Origin of the sequence: Halorubrum distributum JCM 13561 (assembly GCF_000337395.1) — an archaeon.
Lineage (GTDB): Archaea > Halobacteriota > Halobacteria > Halobacteriales > Haloferacaceae > Halorubrum > Halorubrum distributum.
Map to the genome: position 1 here is coordinate 1 of NZ_AOJF01000053.1, position 16,182 is coordinate 16,182.

The following is a 16,182-nucleotide window of genomic DNA, read 5'->3' on the forward strand; positions in this document are numbered from 1 at the left end:
GCCAGCGACTCCCTCGCGCGTGCTCCTCGGCCGCAAAGCGGCCTCGGAGGCACGCGCCACCGTCCGGGGCCCGTGGTTGCGATCCGCCACGACGCCGCCGGGACCCAAACCGTTTCCCGCGACGGTGGCCGAGACCGGACATGGACCTCTCAGTCGTCGACCTCTCGCCGGTCCCCCGGGGCGGCACCGCGGCGGACGCGTTCGAGAACACGGTCGACGCCGCGAAACACGCCGAGCGACTGGGGTACGAGCGGTTCTGGGTCGCCGAACACCACGGGATGGGCGACCGCCTCGCGGGCACCACGCCCGAGGTGCTGCTCGGGCGGCTCGCGGGCGCGACCGACTCGATCCGGATCGGCAGCGGAGCCGTCCTCATGAACCACTACAGCCCGTTCAAGGTGGCCGAGTCGTTCGGCGTCCTCGACGGGCTGGCGCCCGGCCGCGTCGACCTCGGGATGGGCCGCGCGAACGGCTCGCCCGCGTCGGACCGCGCGCTCGGCACCGACCGGCGCGTCGAGAACCCGAACGAGGACCACCGCGAGCGGATCACCGCGGTCGTGAACCACCTCCGCGGCGACTACCCCGACGAGCACCCGTACGGCGACCTCTCGGTTCCCGGGTCCGATTCCGGGCCGGCGGTCCCGTGGGTGCTGGGGTCGAGCCCGGCGAGCGGGGAGATCGCGGGCGAGCTGGGCCTGCGCTACTGCTTCGCCGGGTTCATCCGCCCCGGGTTCGCCGAGCGCGCCTTCGCGGCGTACCGCGAGGCGTTCGACCCCGAGGGAGGAGTCGGGGGCCTCGACGAGCCGCGCGGGATGGTCGCGGTCAACGCGGTCGCGGCGGAGACGGACGAGGCGGCGGCCCGCCGGCGCGCGCCAGCGGAGGCGACGTTCCGGCGGATGCAGCGCGGCGAACTGGGCGACGAGACGCCCACGGTCGAGGAGGCGATCGAGGAGCTCGGCGGCGCGCCCGAGCCGACGCCCGCGACGCTCGACGCCGACGAGTGGCCGCGGTCGATCTCGGGGGGTCCGGAGACGATTTCGGGGTTGCTGGAGCAGCTGGCCGACCGCGTCGGCGTCGACGAGGTGATGATCCAGCACACCGTGCCGGACCACGACGACGCGCTCGACTCGCACGCGCTTCTCGCCGAGGCGATGGATCTGGGCCCGCGGGAGTAGTTCGGTCTCGGCGAGGTGGCCGTTCTCGCTCTCGCGAATATCCCCTTGAGGAGCGGCCGAGAAGGACGAAACGGTGATTTTGTTCACACCGGAGGCGAGTGACTGAAGCGACCGACGACACGGAGACGCCGCTCAGGACAGGGGTATCAGGAGTCTGTGTCGCCCCGAGTGGACCGAATTGCGTCCACGACCCGGTGGAAGGTCCGTATCCCGATAAAGCGCGGCACGGTCCGGGCGTATTCGGCGTATCCGTCGTACTGCGCTCGCAGCCACGGCTCCTCGATGAGAGACTGTGCGGCCATCCAGATAGTGAGGACACCCGCGAGTATTCCGACGAGGAGCGACGCCGAAGCGACCGCCGAGGACCAGAACAGGAGGATGTACCCGAGGTTCTGCGGGTTCCGCGTGTATCGGTACAACCCGTCTGTCCGAAGTTCCCCGACGCGTCCCGCCGTCTCTTCTTCCCCGAGGTCGAAGCCCGATTTCGCTAGTAAACCGACTGCGAAGATGACGACCACCCCACCGACCGCTCGCGACCATAGCGGAATCGTCGCGCTCCCGGCGTCGAGAGCAACGACTGCGAGCGTACACAACGCGAAACCACGAGAACAGGAGAGGTACACGCGCCGTTTCCCCTCGTCCGCGCCGGGCGGCCAAAACCGGTAGTCGTCCCTGAATGCGGTGGCGGCGAACCCGACGAGGAGAGCCGTAGCACAAAGGAGTCCGGTGGCGAGCGAGACGTACGCCAGCATCGTGCGATCACATACGGATCGCCCGTTGAAAGTATCTGCCGTTCAACCATTTGGACGGTTCGGGCCTCCGGAACCCGTTACTCCGTCCGCGACGCTCGCCGGCCATCCGTTTCCGGTGAGAGTACATCTGAGAAGCCAACCGCTCGAAGTGGACGGCGTCCCTCGCGCGTGCTGTCGCCGCCGCAGATCGATCCCCGAGTGACGACGGGGTCTGACTCCTACTCCACGCGCTCGCGGGCCGCGGCGACGAGCATCGGGAGCATCACCGTCGCGTCGCCGTAGACGGAGGCGTTGCGCGCGTCCTTCTCTAGTTTGCCCCACGAGCGCGCCTCTTCGAGGCTCGCGCCGGAGAGCCCGCCGGTCGCCTCGGGGTCCATCGTGATCTGGACGGCGTAGTCGTAGGCGCGCGGCGTGACGAGCATCGTCTGGAGCGTGAAGTTCTTCGGGACGCCGCCGCCGACGAGCAGGCAGCCGGCGTCGTCGGCCTCGAACGCGAGGTCGGTCAGCTCCGTCATGTCGTCGAGGGCGTCGAGCGTGAAGTCGGCGGTCTGGGCGTACATCCACGCCTGAAGCCCCAAAACGGAGTCTTGAACCGCGGGGCAGTAGATCGGCACGTCGCACTCGTAGGCGGCGGCCGCGACCCCCGGCCCCTCCGGGACGTCGTCGCGCTCGTTCACCGCGGCGTTCGCGCGACCGAGCTCGCGCGTGAGGTCGGCGATGGAGACGGCGTCTGTCCCCTCCGCGTCCGGGTCGGCTTCCAGCGCCGGGAACACCTCCTCGCGGAGGTGGCCCTCGAAGTCGGCGAAGTGCTCCTGCGGGAGGTAGACGTTGTAGATGCGGTCGACCCCCTCGTCGCGGAGCCCCTCGTCGTGTTCGCGGGGGGTCTTCTCCGGGTCGTGGGTGCGCCCGTGGTGGTGTTTCCCCCCGATGGCCTCGATGGCGTCGTGGGTGAGGTTCGCGCCCGTGGTCACTACGGCGTCGACGTAGCCGTCGCGGATGAGGTCGGCGACGATCCGACGCATGCCGGCGGGCACCATCGCGCCCGCCAGCGAGAGGAACACGGTACAGTCGTCGTTCTCGAACATCTCCGCGAGCACGTCGCCCGCCTCGTTGACGGCGGCGGCGCCGATCCCCGCGTCGCCGTAGCCGTCGACGAGCTCGCTCACCGTCATCCCGGCGGTCGCGCGCGTGTGTCCGACGGGGTCCTCGCCGAACTCCTCGCGGTGCGGGTCGTGGCCGCCGTGATCGTCGCTGCCGCCGTGGTCGCCCTCGGGACCCGCCGCGTCGTCTCCCGTCTCCTCGTTGTTGTCGGTCATGGCTCCCGATGGGGCCGGCGCGCGTTTGAAACGACCGATCTACCGACCGGCGGCCCCGCCGCTCACGGGCGGGAACAGCGCCAGTTCGTCGCCCGCTTCCAGCGTCGCGTCGAGCCCCTCCTCGTCGTGGCGGACGCTCCGCCCGTTCCGGAGGACGTTGATGTGGTCTGCGACGGTCCCGTCCTCCAGCACCCGGTCCCGGAGGTCGGGGTGCGCCTCCAGCAGCGCGTCGAGCGCGTCGCCGACCGTGTCGCCCGGCTCCGCGTCGACGGCCACCGCGCGGTCGCCCGCGATCTCCGCGAGGTCGGCGAACAGCTTCCACTCCATAGCGGATCCCCGCGCGGGCGACTCAAGAGCGTTGCGTCCCGTCGGAATCGGTTTCCTCGTCACGGTCGACCTCCGCGTCGAAATCGGTCCCCTCGTCGATGCCGTCGAGCTCGGCGTCGCGCGCGGCCGCGGACGCCGTCTCGATCCCTCCGTCAGCCCCCTCCGCGTCGGGCGGCGACGCGGCGGCGGCCTCGAACCGACGGATCGCGTCCGGCCTGCCGACGAGGTACACCAGGTCGCCGGCGCCGAAGGCGTACGCGCGCGGCGGGATCGGCTGAACGGGCCCCTCCGCCGGGCGGACCGCGGCGACGACGGCCCCGACCTCGCCGACGGTGCTCCCGTCGAGGTCGCTCCCGGCGCCCACCGCGACCGAGGCCATCGTCTCGTCGGCGGTCCGCAGCAGGGAGGCGAACTCGCGGTCGGCCTGCGGCTCCGCGGGGAGGGTCACGAGGCGGTAGTCGCCCTCCTCCGTCAGCCGTTCGGCGTCCGACTCGTCGAGCGCGACGGTGACGGCGTCGCCGGCGACGCCGCGCAGCTCGCCGGTCGCGACGCGCTTCGGCTCCGGGTCGTCGCGCCACAGCTGGACCGTGTCGCCGACGGTGGCGTTGTTCGGCGGGTCCGCCGCGACCGCGACCGCCGCCGACCCCGGCGCGAGCGTCGGGCCGAGCCCCGCCGCGCGAGAGCCGACGGCGAAGTACTCGACGGTCCCGTCCGCGTCGAGGTCGAGGTCGACGTAGCCGACGCCGTACTCGTCTTTGAGCCGGGAAACGAGCCGCTCTCGGAGGTCCGCCGCCGAGAGCTTCCGCGGGAACAGCAGGGTCGTCTCCGCGAGCTCCGCCTTCTTCTCCGGCGAGACGGGGTCGTACGTGTCCATGTCGCCGATCTCGTCGGCCGGCGGGATCGTCACCGCCGTGAACCGGCCGACCGCGCGCACGACCCCGCTCAGCTCGCCCTCGAGCTGCTTGGCCCCGGAGAGCGCGAACACGTCGACAGCGAGCCGGTCGCCCGCGTACCGGCCGACGGGGGCCATCACCGCCGCGACGCCGAGCGAGACGAGGTTGAAGAAGACGCTCTCGGGCGCCAGGAGGGCCGGGTTGTCGCCGACCGCGACCGACCCCAGCGAGGTCGTGTTGAGGTACAAGGCGACGACCGAGACCCCGATCAGGCCGGTCACCCCCTCGGGGATCTCCGTGCGGAAGTACCAGCGGTAGGCGAGCGCCGCGCCGCCGGCCACGAGTGTGGCGACGACCGCGAACGTGACCAGCGTGACCGCCGCCTGCCGGGGGCGAGCGAAGCCGACGTCGACCGCGGCGAGAACGGCGAGCGAGGGGCTCACGCGGCCACCTCAGCGAACCGGTCGAGCGCGTCGCGGCTCCCGACGACGAACAGGTCGTCGCCCGCCGACAGCGACTGCGAGCCGTCGGGCGCGATCGTCCACGACTCGTGGCGGGCCGCGAGGACGGCCACGTCGTACGCCTCGCGGACCTCTGCCTCGCCGATCGTGTGCCCGTCCAGCGGCCCTCCGGCGACGACGGAGACCCTCCGGAACCGCTTCCCGGCCCGGCGCAGCAGGGCCGTGAGCTCGTACTCGCGGCGGGTGCCCCGCGACAGCACCAGCACGCGCCCGCGGTCGGCGCGGAGGAGCGCCGTTGCCTCGGAGCGGTCGAGCGCGAGCGTCACGCGCCCCTCGCCGCCGGTCGTGGTCGGTGCGGTCGCCGCCGGCGGGGCGGCGACGGTCTCCTCGCCGCCGTCGGTCCGCGCGTCGTCGTCCGGGTCCGGGTCGTCGCCCGCAGGGGCGGGTTTCGCCGCCGCGGCGGCCCCCGGTTCCGGCTTCCCGCTGGACCGGGCGGCGATCACGGCCCCCTCGGCGTCGAGGTCGGGGGTTATCACGCGGACGACGTCGCCGCGGGCGATCCCGGTCGGGACGAGCGCCGACACCGACACCGCGCGCTTCCCCGCGGGCACGCGCTTCGAGAGAGCGCCGGTCGGCGGCGCGGCGGCCACGGTCGCGCGCGCCTGTTCGTCGATCCGGACCGCCACGTCGGCGAGGTCGAGCTCGGTCTGGAGCCGCTCCGCGAAGCGGTCTTCCAGCTCCGCGAGCGGGAGGTCGGCGGGGAACGTCCAGTCGCCGTCGAGGATCGCGCGGCGCGTGTCGGCCGGCAGCGGCGGGTACCCTTCCATGTCGTTCACCTCGCCGGCGACCTCGACGGAGACGCGCCCCCGGCCGCCGACGAGCTCGATCACGTCGGTCGAGAGCGTCCGGTCGCGGAGCTGCCTGAGCGAGATGCGCTTCGGGACGCTGGCGCCGAGCCGGTCCCCCTGCGCGTGGGCGTACATGGAGAGCATCAACACCACGACGATCGCCGTGAGGATGGCGGGCGCGCGCTCCGACGAGCGGATCGTCTCGTCGTTGAGCGCGAGCAGCCCGCCGTTGACGCCGGCGATCGCGAGCGACAGCACGACCACCCCGAGCCCCGGGATCGTCACGTCAGTGACGTACTTGAACACGAACCCGAGGGTCCCGGCCACCAGCGCGGGGACGATCCCGGTGATGACGCCGAGGTAGACGCCGAAGACGATCTCGACGGGCAGCGACATACCCCTTTCAACCGACGGGTGGGTTAAACGTGTGTCGACGGGGGAGCTGGTCGCCCCCGGGACCGTCGGCCTCGCGGTCGCCTCGCGGGGTTTAAGTCCGGTCTCGGCGACGCGGAGATATGGAGCTGACCCGGGACTGGGTGACCGTCCGAGCGTCGATCGCCTTGACGTTCGCGGTCGCGATACTGTCGATCCTCGCCGGCCTCGCGCAGATCGGCGGGCTCGGCGTCTCCGGGCCGCTCGCCCCGCTGGTCCCCGACTTCGTCAGACAGACCGTCGGGTTCACGGGGACGATCACGGGGTTCTCGATGCTCGGGAGCGGCTTCGCGCTGAAGAACGGCTACCGGATCGGCTGGTACTCCACGGCGGTGTTGCTCCCGTTGACGGCGATCCAGGGGCTGATGCAGGCCTCTATCCTCTCGTTCCCGTTGGTGGCGCTCTCCGTCCTCTCGGTGCCGACGCTCGTGATCAACCGGGGGCGGTTCGACAGGTCGTACTCCCCCTCGCCGACGCAGCTCGCGGCCGGCGCCGCGCTGGTGACGGCCGTCTCCTACGGGACGGTCGGCACGTACGCGCTCCGCGATCAGTTCAACGGGGCCGTGACCATCGTCGACGCGTTCTACTTCACCGTCGTCACCGCCTCCACGGTCGGCTACGGCGACATCAGCCCGGCGACCGACATCGCCCGGCTGTTCGCGGTCTCCTCGCTCGTGATGAACGTCGCCGCCTTCGCGGTGGCGCTCGGGGTCCTCCTCACGCCCGCCATCGAGGCGCAGCTCTCCAAGGCGCTCGGAAAAATGACCGACAGACAGATCGACCTCCTCGACGACCACGTCCTCGTGCTCGGCTACGGGGACCTGACGGAACCGATTCTCGAAGAGCTCGACGCCCGCGACGGCGTCGAGTACGCCGTCGTGACGCCCGACGAGACCGCCGCGCGGCGGCTCGCCGAGCGCGACATTCCGGTGTTCACAGCGGACCCCAGCGACGTCGACCCGCTCGAACGGGTGAACCTCGCCGGCGCCCGCGCGGTCGTCGCCGCCACCGAGGACGACGCGCGCGACGCGCTCGCCATCCTCACCGCCCGACAGCTCAACCCCGACGTGCGGATCGTCGCGGCGGTCACGCAGCGTGAGAACGTCGACAAGCTCCGCCGCGCGGGGGCCGACCAAGTGATCTCGCCGACGACGCTCGGCGGGCACATCATCGTCGACTGCGCGTTCGGCGCCGACAGCACGGACGCGACCGAGGGAGTCCTCGACGACATCGACCTCGACGACTGAGCGTCGCGGCGGGATCGCTCCCGACCGCTCAGCGGCTCCGCCGCCCCTTCGTCTGTCGGTAGTCGCGGCTCAACACGTTCTCGCGCATGTGGTCGCGGAAGGCGTCGGCCTCGTCGTCGCTCATCGCCGCCGGCTCCTTCATCGGCACCAGCTCGAATCCGCGCCCGCGGATCGTCGTCGCGTGCTCGGCGCCGACGTCGAAGGAGTCCGGCCGGCGCGTCGTGTACTCGACGGCCAGCTCGCGGAGGGGTCGCTCGCCGACCGGCACGATGATCTGGGGGTTTATCATCCGGATCTCCGCGTTGAGGAACGGCTCGCAGGTGCCGACTTCCCGGTCCGTCGGCTTGCGGTCGGGATGCCGACACCGCGTCAGGTTCGTGAAGAATATGTTCTGGACGTCGGGCTCCGCGGCGTCCGGCGCCGAGCGGACGAAGCCGAGGTCGCCGAAGATCGACTGGACGCGCTCGCCGCCCCCCTCGCCGGTGAAGGGGACGCCGTTGCGCTCGGCGGCTTCGGTCGGCGCCGTCCCGACCACGAGGAACTCGGCGCCGACGTCGCCGTAGCCGTGGACGACGCGGTCGCGGGCGCCGCACAGCTCCTCGCAGTTCTCGCAGTCGGTGTCCATCGCGAACGGGTTCTCGAACTCCGTCTGGTTCGCGTCCACGGTCGACGTGGGCGCTCCGCCACCCTAAACGCTCCGCCGTGGCGGGCGAGGAGACGAGAGAAACGCGGCGTTGCGAGGCGACGACCCGCGAGCGCCGAGACGGCGGCCGCGTCAGTTGGGTACGTAGCAGTCGCCGTCGCAGTCGACGAGCCCCTCGCTGCGGAGGGTCTTCAGGATGCTGTATAAGGAGAGCTTCTTCATGCCGAGCGACTCGCCCATCTCGGAAACGGTGGCGTCGCCGTTCGTGGTGAGGTACAGGTACACGAGCTTGGCGCGGGGCGACTGGAGCTCCCGGGGGAGCGACGGGGCCGTCGCGGACGCGGTCTCCGTTTCGAGCATCTTGTCCGAGACGTCGGGTTCGACGATAATAAATCCCCTATTCAACAGTCGTCGAAAACACCTCAAATAACGAGAGAGCGCCTAAGAACTCGAATATCCGCATATCCGATCGAATAACGTCGATCGACGAACCGGGAATCGACGCGTATCGACGCTCGATTTCGACCGTCGACGGATAGGAAACCGTGAACGATCCGGATCGATCCGGCGAAAGCGAGCCGGCCGGCTCAGTACGAGCGGCTCTTCGGCTCGTACGTCTTGTTCTCGCCCTCGAGGACGACGGGCTTGTACCACAGCTCCGGCTCGCCGTCGTTCCACGAGATGAGCGTGTGCTTCAGCCATTCCTCGTCTTTGCGCTTCTGGTGCTCTTTGCGCCAGTGGGCGCCCCGGAACTCCTCGCGGGCGAGCGCGCCCATCGTCAGCGCCTCCGCGAGGTCGAGGATGTTCCGCGTCTCGATCGTGTGGATGAGGTCGGTGTTGAACGTCCGCGACGGGTCCGACACCGCGACGTCCTTGTACGCCTCGCGGGCCTCGCGGAGGTCTTCGAGCGTCTCCTCCAGCCGGCCCTCCTCGCGGAACACGTTGACGTTGGCCGTCATCGTCTCCTGGACCGCGGAGCGGATCTCCGCGTGGTTGCGGCCCTTGCGGGAGAGCAGCTCGTCGACGCGCTCCTGTGCGCGGTCGACGGCGCCCCCGACGACGCTCTCTGCGTCGGTCGCCACGGCGCCGCCGTCGGCCGCGGCGGGGTCCGAGCCGTCCGTCTCGCCGACCTCGACGCCGAACTCGTAGTCGGCCGGTTCCCAGTCGCTGGACCGGCCGGTCGTGACCTCGGCCTCGCCCATCTCCTCGCCGGCCGCGTGGCGCCCGGCGCGCTTGCCGAAGACGATGAGCTCTGGGAGCGCGTTGCCGCCGAGGCGGTTCGCGCCGTGGACGGAGGCGCAGGCGCACTCGCCGGCGGCGTACAGCCCGTCGATAACGGTCTCGCCGAACTCGTTCGTCTCGATGCCGCCCATCGCGTAGTGCTGGCCGGGCTTGACCGGCATCGGCTCCGTGAGCCCGTCGGCGCCCTCGAAGTCCTCCGCGAGGTGGAGAATGTTCTCCAGCCGGTCGAGGATGCGCTCCTCGCCGAGGTGGCGCATGTCGAGGTGGACGTACTCGTCCTCGATGCCGCGGCCCTCGTTGACCTCGGTCAGCTCGGCGCGGGAGACGACGTCGCGGGAGGCGAGCTCGCCGTCGTTGTTCGCGTAGCCGTGCTCGAACATGAACCGCTCGCCGTCCTCGTTGTAGAGGATTCCGCCCTCGCCGCGGACGCCCTCGGAGATGAGGACGCCCGTCGACGGCAGCGTCGTCGGGTGGAACTGGATGAACTCCATGTCCTCCATCGGGACGCCGGCGCGGTACGCCATCGCGACCCCGTCGCCGGTGTTCGCGACCGCGTTCGTGGTGTGGTCGAACACCTGCCCCATCCCGCCGGTCGCGAGGATGACGCCGTTCTCGGCGCGGAAGCCGCTGATCTCGCCGCTCTGGATGTCGTACGCGACGACGCCGTGACAGGTCCGCTCCGCGGGGTCGTCCTCGTCGGTGACGGCCAGATCCATCACGTGCCACTCGTCGTACACCGTGATGCCTCGTTTGACCACCTGCTCGTACATCGTGTGGAGCATCTGGTGGCCGGTCTCGGCGCCCGCGTACGTCGTGCGCGGGAACGATAGGCCGCCGAACGGTCGCTGGGAGACGCGGCCGTCGTCCTCGCGGGAGAACGGCATCCCCCAGTGTTCGAGGCGGATGACCTCCTCGGGGCTCTCCTGACAGAGGGCCTCGACCGCCGGCGCGTCGCCGAGGTAGTCGGACCCCTTCATCGTGTCGTACGCGTGGTCCTGCCAGGAGTCGGCGTCGCGCAGCGCCGCGTTGATCCCGCCCTCTGCCGCGCCCGTGTGCGACCGGACGGGATGGAGCTTCGACACCATCGCCACGTCCGCGCCCGCCTCTTGTGCCGCGATCGCCGCCCGGAGTCCCGCCCCGCCGGCCCCGACGACGACGACGTCGTGTTCGTACATTGTTGGTATGAAAGTTGGTTAGGTCTGAATGCCCTTGAGCGTGTCTCCCGTCGCTACCAGAACTTCAGGTTGTTTTTGACCGCCTCGCGCTTCAGCTCCTGGATGTGCTCGGTGAGGGGGATGTCCTTCGGGCACACCTCCGTACAGGAGAACTGCGTCTGACACCGCCAGACGCCGTGTTCCTGCTCGATGATCTCCAGCCGCTTCTGTTTGATATCCTCGCCCTCGCGCTCGTCCATCGCGAACCGGTACGCCTTGTTGATCGCGGCGGGACCGAGGTACTCGTTGTCGCCCGCGGCGATGTTGCACGAGGACATGCACGCGCCACACCAGATACAGCGCGTGGACATCTTGATCTTCTCGCGGTTCTCCCGGTCCTGGCGCTGCTCTTCGAGCTCGCCGTCCGGGTACTCGTTCGTCTGGAAGTACGGCTCGACGGCCTCCATCTGGTCGTAGAAGTGCTCCATGTCGACGACGAGGTCCTTCGTCACCTCGGCGTGCGGGAGCGGCTCGACGCGGACCGGCTCGTCGAGGTCCGAGATCTGCGTCTTACACGCCAGCTTCTGGCCGCCGTTGACGAACATGGCGTCCGAGCCGCACACCGCCTGCCGGCAGGAGTGCCGGAAGGTGAGCGAGGAGTCGTACGTGTCGCGCGCGTACATCAGCGCGTCGAGGACGGTCATCCCCTTCGTGAACGGGACGTGGAACGTGTCGAACCGCGGCTCCTGTTTCCCCTCGACCTGCGGGTCGTAGCGGAACACCTTCAGCTCGACCGTGCTCTCGTCTGCGGCCGCCTTCTCGGCCTCCTCCTGTTGCCGCTGTTCGCGGCGGTCGGCCGCGCGGCGCCGCTTCTCGGCGCGGCGCTCGTCGCCCTTCGAGGCCGGCTCCGTCTCGGTCTCGGTCGATTCCTCGGTCTGCTTCGGAATTTGCGTGCTCATGGTCGGTTCAGTAGAGTCCGATACCCGCCCACGCGTTCGCGGTGCGGATTCCCTGGGCGATCAACACGACGCTCGCGGCGACGAGCGTCCACTTGATCACGGTGCGTTTCGTGCCGGTGAGCCCCTGGTTCACCAGCGCGTTGTAGACGCCGTTGACCCCGTGGAACGTCGCGGTCACGAGGAAGAGGATCATCAGCGAGTAGTAGCTCAGCTGCTCCATCCGAGCCGAACTGGCGAGGAACGACACCTCGTCGGCGTGGTGGACGAAGTGGAGCAGGAAGAAGTGGAACGCCAGCACGACCAGCAGGAAGACCGCCGTGACGCGCTGGAGGAACCACATGCGGCCGCCCGACTGGAACGAGGAGTAGCGCTCGGCCATCTCAGAACGCCCCCGCGATGAACGTCGGCACCGACGCGACGGTGATCGCTCCCGTGAGGATCAGCGACGCGTAGAAGCTCTTGTCCTGTGCCTCCAGCCCGATTCCGAGGTCCGTGAGAAGGAGGCGGGTCCCGTTGAGCATATGGAACACCGCCACCGCCAGCAGGCCGACCTCCAGGAGGCGCACGAGAAGCAGCCCCTCCAGCGAGACGATGGTCTGGGTGTACACGTCGTTTCCCGCTGCGATCGCCGCCTCGCCGGCGCCGGCGGCCGGAATCCCCGTACTCAACACGGCGATGTGCGTGAACAGGTACCCGATGAGCACCCATCCCGTGAACTTGTGGAAGATCCACGCCCACATCCCCGCCTCGAACTCCCGCCAGCGGCCGAAGTCCTCGATGAGGCCTCGATTGTACGACTGACTCATACCTAACGGTTCTGAACCGGGGTCGTATAGTAGTTTCTAACACGGCGGCGCTCGCCCCCGCGTCCCCGGGCTCGGCGGCGGCTCGCGGCCGGGGCGGGTCGCCCCCTAGCCGCTCCGTGCCACGGCTCCGAGCCGCTCCGTGAGACGGCGTTCCACGCCGCGACACGTCACGGAAGCCTTATATGTTCCAGTCCCGCTTCTACGGTCGCAATGGCGAAAGGCGAAGTTGACTTCTTCAACGACACTGGCGGCTACGGTTTCATTTCGACTGACGACGCGGACGAGGACGTGTTCTTCCACATGGAGGACGTCGGCGGCCCGGACCTCGAAGAGGGTCAGGAAGTCGAGTTCGACATCGAGGAGGCGGACAAGGGTCCGCGCGCGTCGAACGTCACCCGTCTGTAAGTCGGCGACACCCGAGGCGAATCGGCTTTTCGACTGTTCTCGTCCGCTGAGCGGCGGCGCCGACGCGCGTGCTGCCGCGGACGAGGGGCGCTCGCGGCGCGGAGTGCTTTCGGCCCGGAACGCTTTCGGCGCGGAACGCCCCCGACCGATAGGAATTTACCGCTCGTTGACTGACCGGTCAGTCAATGAGCGACTCGCCGAGCGCGGCCGCGGAGATCATGGACGGGGTGTACAGCGCCCTCCGCGCTCACGGCTACGCCGACCTGACGATGCAGGACATCGCCGACGAGTGTTCGAAGAGCAAGTCGCTGCTCCACTACCACTACGACACGAAGGAGGACCTGCTCGTCGCCTTCCTCGACTACGTCGTCACCGACTCGGAGGAGCGGATCGCGGCCCGCGCCGACGACCCGCCCGTCGACCGACTGGTCCAGTTCGTCGGCTGGTTCGTCTTCGCGCCCGACGAGGCCGACCGCGAGGCGTTCCACATCGCCCTGCTGGAGCTCCGCACCCAGGGCCCGTTCAACGAGCGGATCCGCGAACAGCTGGCGCGCAGCGACCGGCTGCTCCGGGGGACGGTCGCCGACATCCTCGCCGACGGCATCGAGGCGGGCGTCTTCCGCGACGTCGACGTCGAGGAGACGGCGGCCCTGCTCGTGGCGACCCTCGACGGCGCGCGGACCCGGCAGATCACGCTCGCCGGGGCCGAGCGCGACGCCGAGGGCGACGGCTACACCCGCGAGGTCGCGGAGGCGGCGCTCCGGCGGATCGTCGGGCCGCTGCTCGCCGACGGGGTCGAACTGCCGCCGCTCGACGACGCCATCGAGGCGCTCCGGCGCGATCCGGACGCACCTGAGAACGAGCGTCAGGAAGCCGACGCGGCCGCGGACGAGCCCGAATGACACGCTTCGGGTTCGAGCGACCGCCGCCGGTGCTGCTCGCGGTGATCGCGAGCACGTTCTTCGTCGGCTTCGGCGGCGGCGTCGTCTTCCCGATCCTCCCGAACCTCGGCGCGGTGTTGGGGATCTCCGCATTCATGGTGGGCGCGATCCTCTCCGCGAACCGGTGGGTTCGGCTCGTCGCGAACGCGCCGGCCGGCGCCCTCGTCGACCGGTACGGGACGCGCACGCCGTTCGTCGCCGGGCTGTTCGTGGAGGGAGTCGCCACGCTCGGCTACGTCGTCGCGCTCGCGATGCCGCCCGCCGAGTCGCTCCGCCCGCTCGCGGCCTCGCTGCCGACGCTCGCGGCCGGCCCCCTCGCGGTCGGCCCCGAGGAGTGGTTCGCTCCGATCGGCGTCGCGGTCGCCCCGGAGACGTGGTTCCTGCTCGCGCGGATCCTGTGGGGGCTCGGCTCCGCGGCCGTGTTCGCGACCGCCTACACCATCGCTGCCGACCTCTCGGACAGCGGCTCGCGGGGGACGAACATGGGGATCGTCCGCGGCGGGATCACGATGGGGTTCCCGGCGGGCCTCGTGCTCGGGGGGATCGTCTCCGCGCTCGCGGGCAACGTCGCCGCGTTCACCGTCGCCGCCGCGTTCGCGCTCACGGCCAGCGTGGTCGCGTACCGGTACGTCCCGGAGACCCACGTCACCGGCGACCGCTCGGGAGACTCGATCAAGCCGTGGGAGGTCGACACCGCGATTCCGGCCGTGACGGTCGGGCTGGTCAACTTCGGGCTGATGTTCGCGTACATCGGCGCGCTGTTCTCGACGCTCGTCCTGTTCCTCGGCGCGAACGACATCTCGCTGTTCGGCCTCGCGCCGCAGGGCACCTCCGGGCTGTTCATGGCCGGCACGGTCGTCTCGGCAGCGTTCTTCATGCTCGTCGGCGGGCGGATATCCGACACTCGGAACTCCCGGACGCCCATACTGCTGACGTTCCTCGCCGTCTCGTTCGTCGGGTTCCTGCTGCTCGCCAGGGCCGGGTCGGTCCTCTCCTTGGGCCTCGCCTGCGTCTTCATCGGCGCGGGGCAGGGCGGGACGAGCGGTCCGATGATGGCCCTGCTCGCGGACCTGACGCCCGACGAGCGGATGGGCCGCGCCTCGGGGACCAACAACGTCCTCGGCGACGTCGGCGGCGGCCTCGGGCCGATGGTGTCGCTCCCGCTCATCGAGGCGGTCGGCTTTACCCCGATCTACGCCGCCTGCGCGGCCCTCCCGCTCCTCGCCGGGGGCGTCCTCCTCCTCGGGGTCCGCCGGGAGACGGGATCGTTCCTCCCCGGACGCGTCGCGGACGAGGCGGGTTCGAGCGACCCGTCGAGCGTCGTCGACTCGTAGTCGATTACGCCCTCGACCCAGCGTAGGCACGGTTTAAAAATGAACGAGGCGGTGGCGCGTGCCTGCGAGCGGCCCTCGGCCGCGAGCAGCACGCGCGAGGGAGTCAGTCGCCGGAGCGAAGCGACGGCGACTGACGAGGCTGGGGAGGTGTGAGGTGCGGTTGCTGTGCTGTGCGGGGTGGGACTCAAAGGGGCAGCCGCGAGGAGGGCGTAGGCGACGTAAGCACCGTAGCGAAGGAACGGAGTGACTGAGCGAGGAGCGCAGCGAGCGTACGGCCTCCTCGCGGCTGGGGCTTTGGAGGTGTTCTCCGCGGCAGCGACCACGTATCGCCGAGCGGCTGGGGCTTTGGAGGTGTTCTCCGCGGCAGCGACCACGTATCGCCGAGCGGGTGGGACTTTGGCGGTGTTTGCCGTTTGTCAGCAGTCAACGATTGATAAATAAACGGCGGGAGAGCTGGCGGAGCTCCACTCGACATCGAGTATTCATTTATAAGCACACACTGAACAGACGTGCTTCGTCGAACGAGTGGTTCACCGCCATGTAAGCCACTCGTAAGGTGTGCGAACCGCTGACTCCCCCTGCCCGAAAGAACAACCGTTAAAAGTCGGCGACGGGTTCGTACGGACATGGCTGGAACTATCGAAGCGCTCGTCCCCGGCGGGCAGGCCAATCCCGGTCCGCCGCTCGGTCCCGAGCTCGGACCGACGCCGGTGGACGTCCAGGACGTCGTCGCGGAGATCAACGACGAGACCGCTGCCTTCGACGGCATGGAGGTGCCCGTCACCGTCGAGTACGACGACGACGGCTCCTTCACCATCGAGGTCGGCGTGCCGCCCACCGCGGAGCTCATCAAGGACGAGGCCGGCTTCGAGACCGGCTCCGGCGAGCCCCAGGAGAACTTCGTCGCCGACATGTCGATCGAGCAGGTGAAGACGGTCGCCGAGCAGAAGTCGAGCGACCTGCTCGCGTACGACACGAAGGCCGCCGCCAAGGAGGTCGGCGGCACCTGCGCCTCCCTCGGCGTCACCATCGAGGGCGAGGACGCCCGGACGTTCGACGACCGCGTCGACGCCGGCGAGTACGACGACGTTCTCGACGAGTAGCTCCCTTTTCGCGGCTCTCCGACCTTCGGTGCCGCTTTCGATTCCGCCCGGTCAGACCGTGGACCGATCAGACCGCGGACCGATCAGACCGTGGACCGATCAGACCGCGGACCGATCAGACCGTGGACCGATCAGACCGCGGAC

General features: G+C 69.9%; 17 protein-coding genes. 6 read left to right on the forward strand and 11 right to left on the reverse strand.

Going from position 1 to position 16,182, the window contains the following annotated elements:
• Positions 1-140 precede the first annotated feature (140 nt).
• Positions 141-1,175, forward strand: coding sequence for an LLM class flavin-dependent oxidoreductase (locus C470_RS11970; RefSeq protein WP_008367526.1), 1,035 nt, complete (start codon positions 141-143; stop codon positions 1,173-1,175).
• A gap of 146 nt (positions 1,176-1,321) precedes the next feature.
• On the opposite strand, the gene C470_RS11975 is transcribed toward C470_RS11970, so the two are convergent.
• The 5 genes from C470_RS11975 to C470_RS11995 all read right to left on the reverse strand — a co-directional run bounded on the left by C470_RS11975 (position 1,322) and on the right by C470_RS11995 (position 6,168).
• A complete protein-coding gene (locus C470_RS11975; protein ID WP_007345229.1) occupies positions 1,322-1,927 on the reverse strand; it encodes a methyltransferase family protein in 606 nt (201 codons plus the stop codon).
• A 218-nt stretch (positions 1,928-2,145) separates the two neighbouring features.
• The gene (locus C470_RS11980; protein ID WP_008367528.1) at positions 2,146-3,243 is read right to left on the reverse strand and encodes a deoxyhypusine synthase; all 1,098 of its coding nucleotides are present in this window, start codon (positions 3,241-3,243) and stop codon (positions 2,146-2,148) included.
• A gap of 39 nt (positions 3,244-3,282) precedes the next feature.
• The gene (locus C470_RS11985; protein ID WP_008367530.1) at positions 3,283-3,570 is read right to left on the reverse strand and encodes a ubiquitin-like small modifier protein 1; all 288 of its coding nucleotides are present in this window, start codon (positions 3,568-3,570) and stop codon (positions 3,283-3,285) included.
• 22 nt (positions 3,571-3,592) lie between these two features.
• Entirely contained in the window at positions 3,593-4,906 is a 1,314-nt protein-coding gene (locus tag C470_RS11990) for a cation:proton antiporter regulatory subunit (RefSeq protein ID WP_008367532.1), read from the reverse strand.
• Positions 4,903-6,168, reverse strand: coding sequence for a potassium channel family protein (locus C470_RS11995; RefSeq protein ID WP_008367534.1), 1,266 nt, complete (start codon positions 6,166-6,168; stop codon positions 4,903-4,905). The genes C470_RS11990 and C470_RS11995 overlap by 4 nt, the downstream gene beginning before the upstream one ends.
• 119 nt (positions 6,169-6,287) lie before the next feature.
• On the opposite strand from C470_RS11995, the gene C470_RS12000 reads away from it, so the two are divergent.
• A complete protein-coding gene (locus C470_RS12000) occupies positions 6,288-7,451 on the forward strand; it encodes an NAD-binding protein (protein ID WP_004596885.1) in 1,164 nt (387 codons plus the stop codon).
• A gap of 28 nt (positions 7,452-7,479) precedes the next feature.
• Here C470_RS12000 and C470_RS12005 read toward each other — a convergent pair whose 3' ends face one another.
• The 6 genes from C470_RS12005 to sdhC form a co-directional block, all read right to left on the reverse strand.
• Positions 7,480-8,115: a uracil-DNA glycosylase gene (locus tag C470_RS12005; protein WP_007345226.1), complete on the reverse strand. Its 636-nt coding sequence runs from the start codon at positions 8,113-8,115 to the stop codon at positions 7,480-7,482.
• A gap of 111 nt (positions 8,116-8,226) precedes the next feature.
• A complete protein-coding gene (locus C470_RS12010) occupies positions 8,227-8,454 on the reverse strand; it encodes a hypothetical protein (protein WP_007345225.1) in 228 nt (75 codons plus the stop codon).
• Between the two features lie 227 nt (positions 8,455-8,681).
• On the reverse strand, positions 8,682-10,511 hold the full coding sequence (locus tag C470_RS12015) for an FAD-binding protein (RefSeq protein ID WP_008367536.1): 1,830 nt from the start codon (positions 10,509-10,511) through the stop codon (positions 8,682-8,684).
• A 53-nt stretch (positions 10,512-10,564) separates the two neighbouring features.
• On the reverse strand, positions 10,565-11,449 hold the full coding sequence (locus C470_RS12020; protein ID WP_007996617.1) for a succinate dehydrogenase/fumarate reductase iron-sulfur subunit: 885 nt from the start codon (positions 11,447-11,449) through the stop codon (positions 10,565-10,567).
• Between the two features lie 7 nt (positions 11,450-11,456).
• A complete protein-coding gene (locus C470_RS12025) occupies positions 11,457-11,828 on the reverse strand; it encodes a succinate dehydrogenase hydrophobic membrane anchor subunit (RefSeq protein ID WP_004596874.1) in 372 nt (123 codons plus the stop codon).
• 1 nt (position 11,829) lies between these two features.
• Positions 11,830-12,255 (reverse strand): succinate dehydrogenase, cytochrome b556 subunit, encoded by a 426-nt coding sequence (gene sdhC / locus C470_RS12030; RefSeq protein WP_004596872.1) that lies wholly within the window; start codon positions 12,253-12,255, stop codon positions 11,830-11,832.
• A gap of 210 nt (positions 12,256-12,465) precedes the next feature.
• Between sdhC and C470_RS12035 the strand changes: the two genes are divergently transcribed.
• From C470_RS12035 to C470_RS12050, 4 genes are all read left to right on the forward strand, one after another.
• Positions 12,466-12,660 carry a cold-shock protein gene (locus C470_RS12035; protein ID WP_004596869.1) on the forward strand — a complete coding sequence of 65 codons (195 nt, stop codon included), beginning with the start codon at positions 12,466-12,468 and terminating at the stop codon, positions 12,658-12,660.
• Positions 12,661-12,845: 185 nt separating this feature from the next.
• A complete protein-coding gene (locus tag C470_RS12040; protein ID WP_007345222.1) occupies positions 12,846-13,562 on the forward strand; it encodes a TetR/AcrR family transcriptional regulator in 717 nt (238 codons plus the stop codon).
• Entirely contained in the window at positions 13,559-14,935 is a 1,377-nt protein-coding gene (locus tag C470_RS12045) for an MFS transporter (RefSeq protein WP_008367537.1), read from the forward strand. The genes C470_RS12040 and C470_RS12045 overlap by 4 nt, the downstream gene beginning before the upstream one ends.
• Before the next feature lie 626 nt (positions 14,936-15,561).
• On the forward strand, positions 15,562-16,038 hold the full coding sequence (locus C470_RS12050; RefSeq protein WP_004596863.1) for a 50S ribosomal protein L11: 477 nt from the start codon (positions 15,562-15,564) through the stop codon (positions 16,036-16,038).
• Positions 16,039-16,182: the final 144 nt, after the last annotated feature.

Coding starts and splice junctions, on each gene's coding strand:
- C470_RS12000 (WP_004596885.1), top strand. CDS start 6,288: ATGGAGCTGACCCGGGACTGGGTGACCGTCCGAGCGTCGATCGCCTTG.
- C470_RS12020 (WP_007996617.1), bottom strand. CDS start 11,449: ATGAGCACGCAAATTCCGAAGCAGACCGAGGAATCGACCGAGACCGAG.
- C470_RS11975 (WP_007345229.1), bottom strand. CDS start 1,927: ATGCTGGCGTACGTCTCGCTCGCCACCGGACTCCTTTGTGCTACGGCT.
- C470_RS12015 (WP_008367536.1), bottom strand. CDS start 10,511: ATGTACGAACACGACGTCGTCGTCGTCGGGGCCGGCGGGGCGGGACTC.
- C470_RS11995 (WP_008367534.1), bottom strand. CDS start 6,168: ATGTCGCTGCCCGTCGAGATCGTCTTCGGCGTCTACCTCGGCGTCATC.
- C470_RS12035 (WP_004596869.1), top strand. CDS start 12,466: ATGGCGAAAGGCGAAGTTGACTTCTTCAACGACACTGGCGGCTACGGT.
- C470_RS11985 (WP_008367530.1), bottom strand. CDS start 3,570: ATGGAGTGGAAGCTGTTCGCCGACCTCGCGGAGATCGCGGGCGACCGC.
- C470_RS12040 (WP_007345222.1), top strand. CDS start 12,846: ATGAGCGACTCGCCGAGCGCGGCCGCGGAGATCATGGACGGGGTGTAC.
- C470_RS12010 (WP_007345225.1), bottom strand. CDS start 8,454: ATGCTCGAAACGGAGACCGCGTCCGCGACGGCCCCGTCGCTCCCCCGG.
- C470_RS12045 (WP_008367537.1), top strand. CDS start 13,559: ATGACACGCTTCGGGTTCGAGCGACCGCCGCCGGTGCTGCTCGCGGTG.
- C470_RS11970 (WP_008367526.1), top strand. CDS start 141: ATGGACCTCTCAGTCGTCGACCTCTCGCCGGTCCCCCGGGGCGGCACC.
- C470_RS11980 (WP_008367528.1), bottom strand. CDS start 3,243: ATGACCGACAACAACGAGGAGACGGGAGACGACGCGGCGGGTCCCGAG.
- C470_RS12050 (WP_004596863.1), top strand. CDS start 15,562: ATGGCTGGAACTATCGAAGCGCTCGTCCCCGGCGGGCAGGCCAATCCC.
- C470_RS12025 (WP_004596874.1), bottom strand. CDS start 11,828: ATGGCCGAGCGCTACTCCTCGTTCCAGTCGGGCGGCCGCATGTGGTTC.
- sdhC (WP_004596872.1), bottom strand. CDS start 12,255: ATGAGTCAGTCGTACAATCGAGGCCTCATCGAGGACTTCGGCCGCTGG.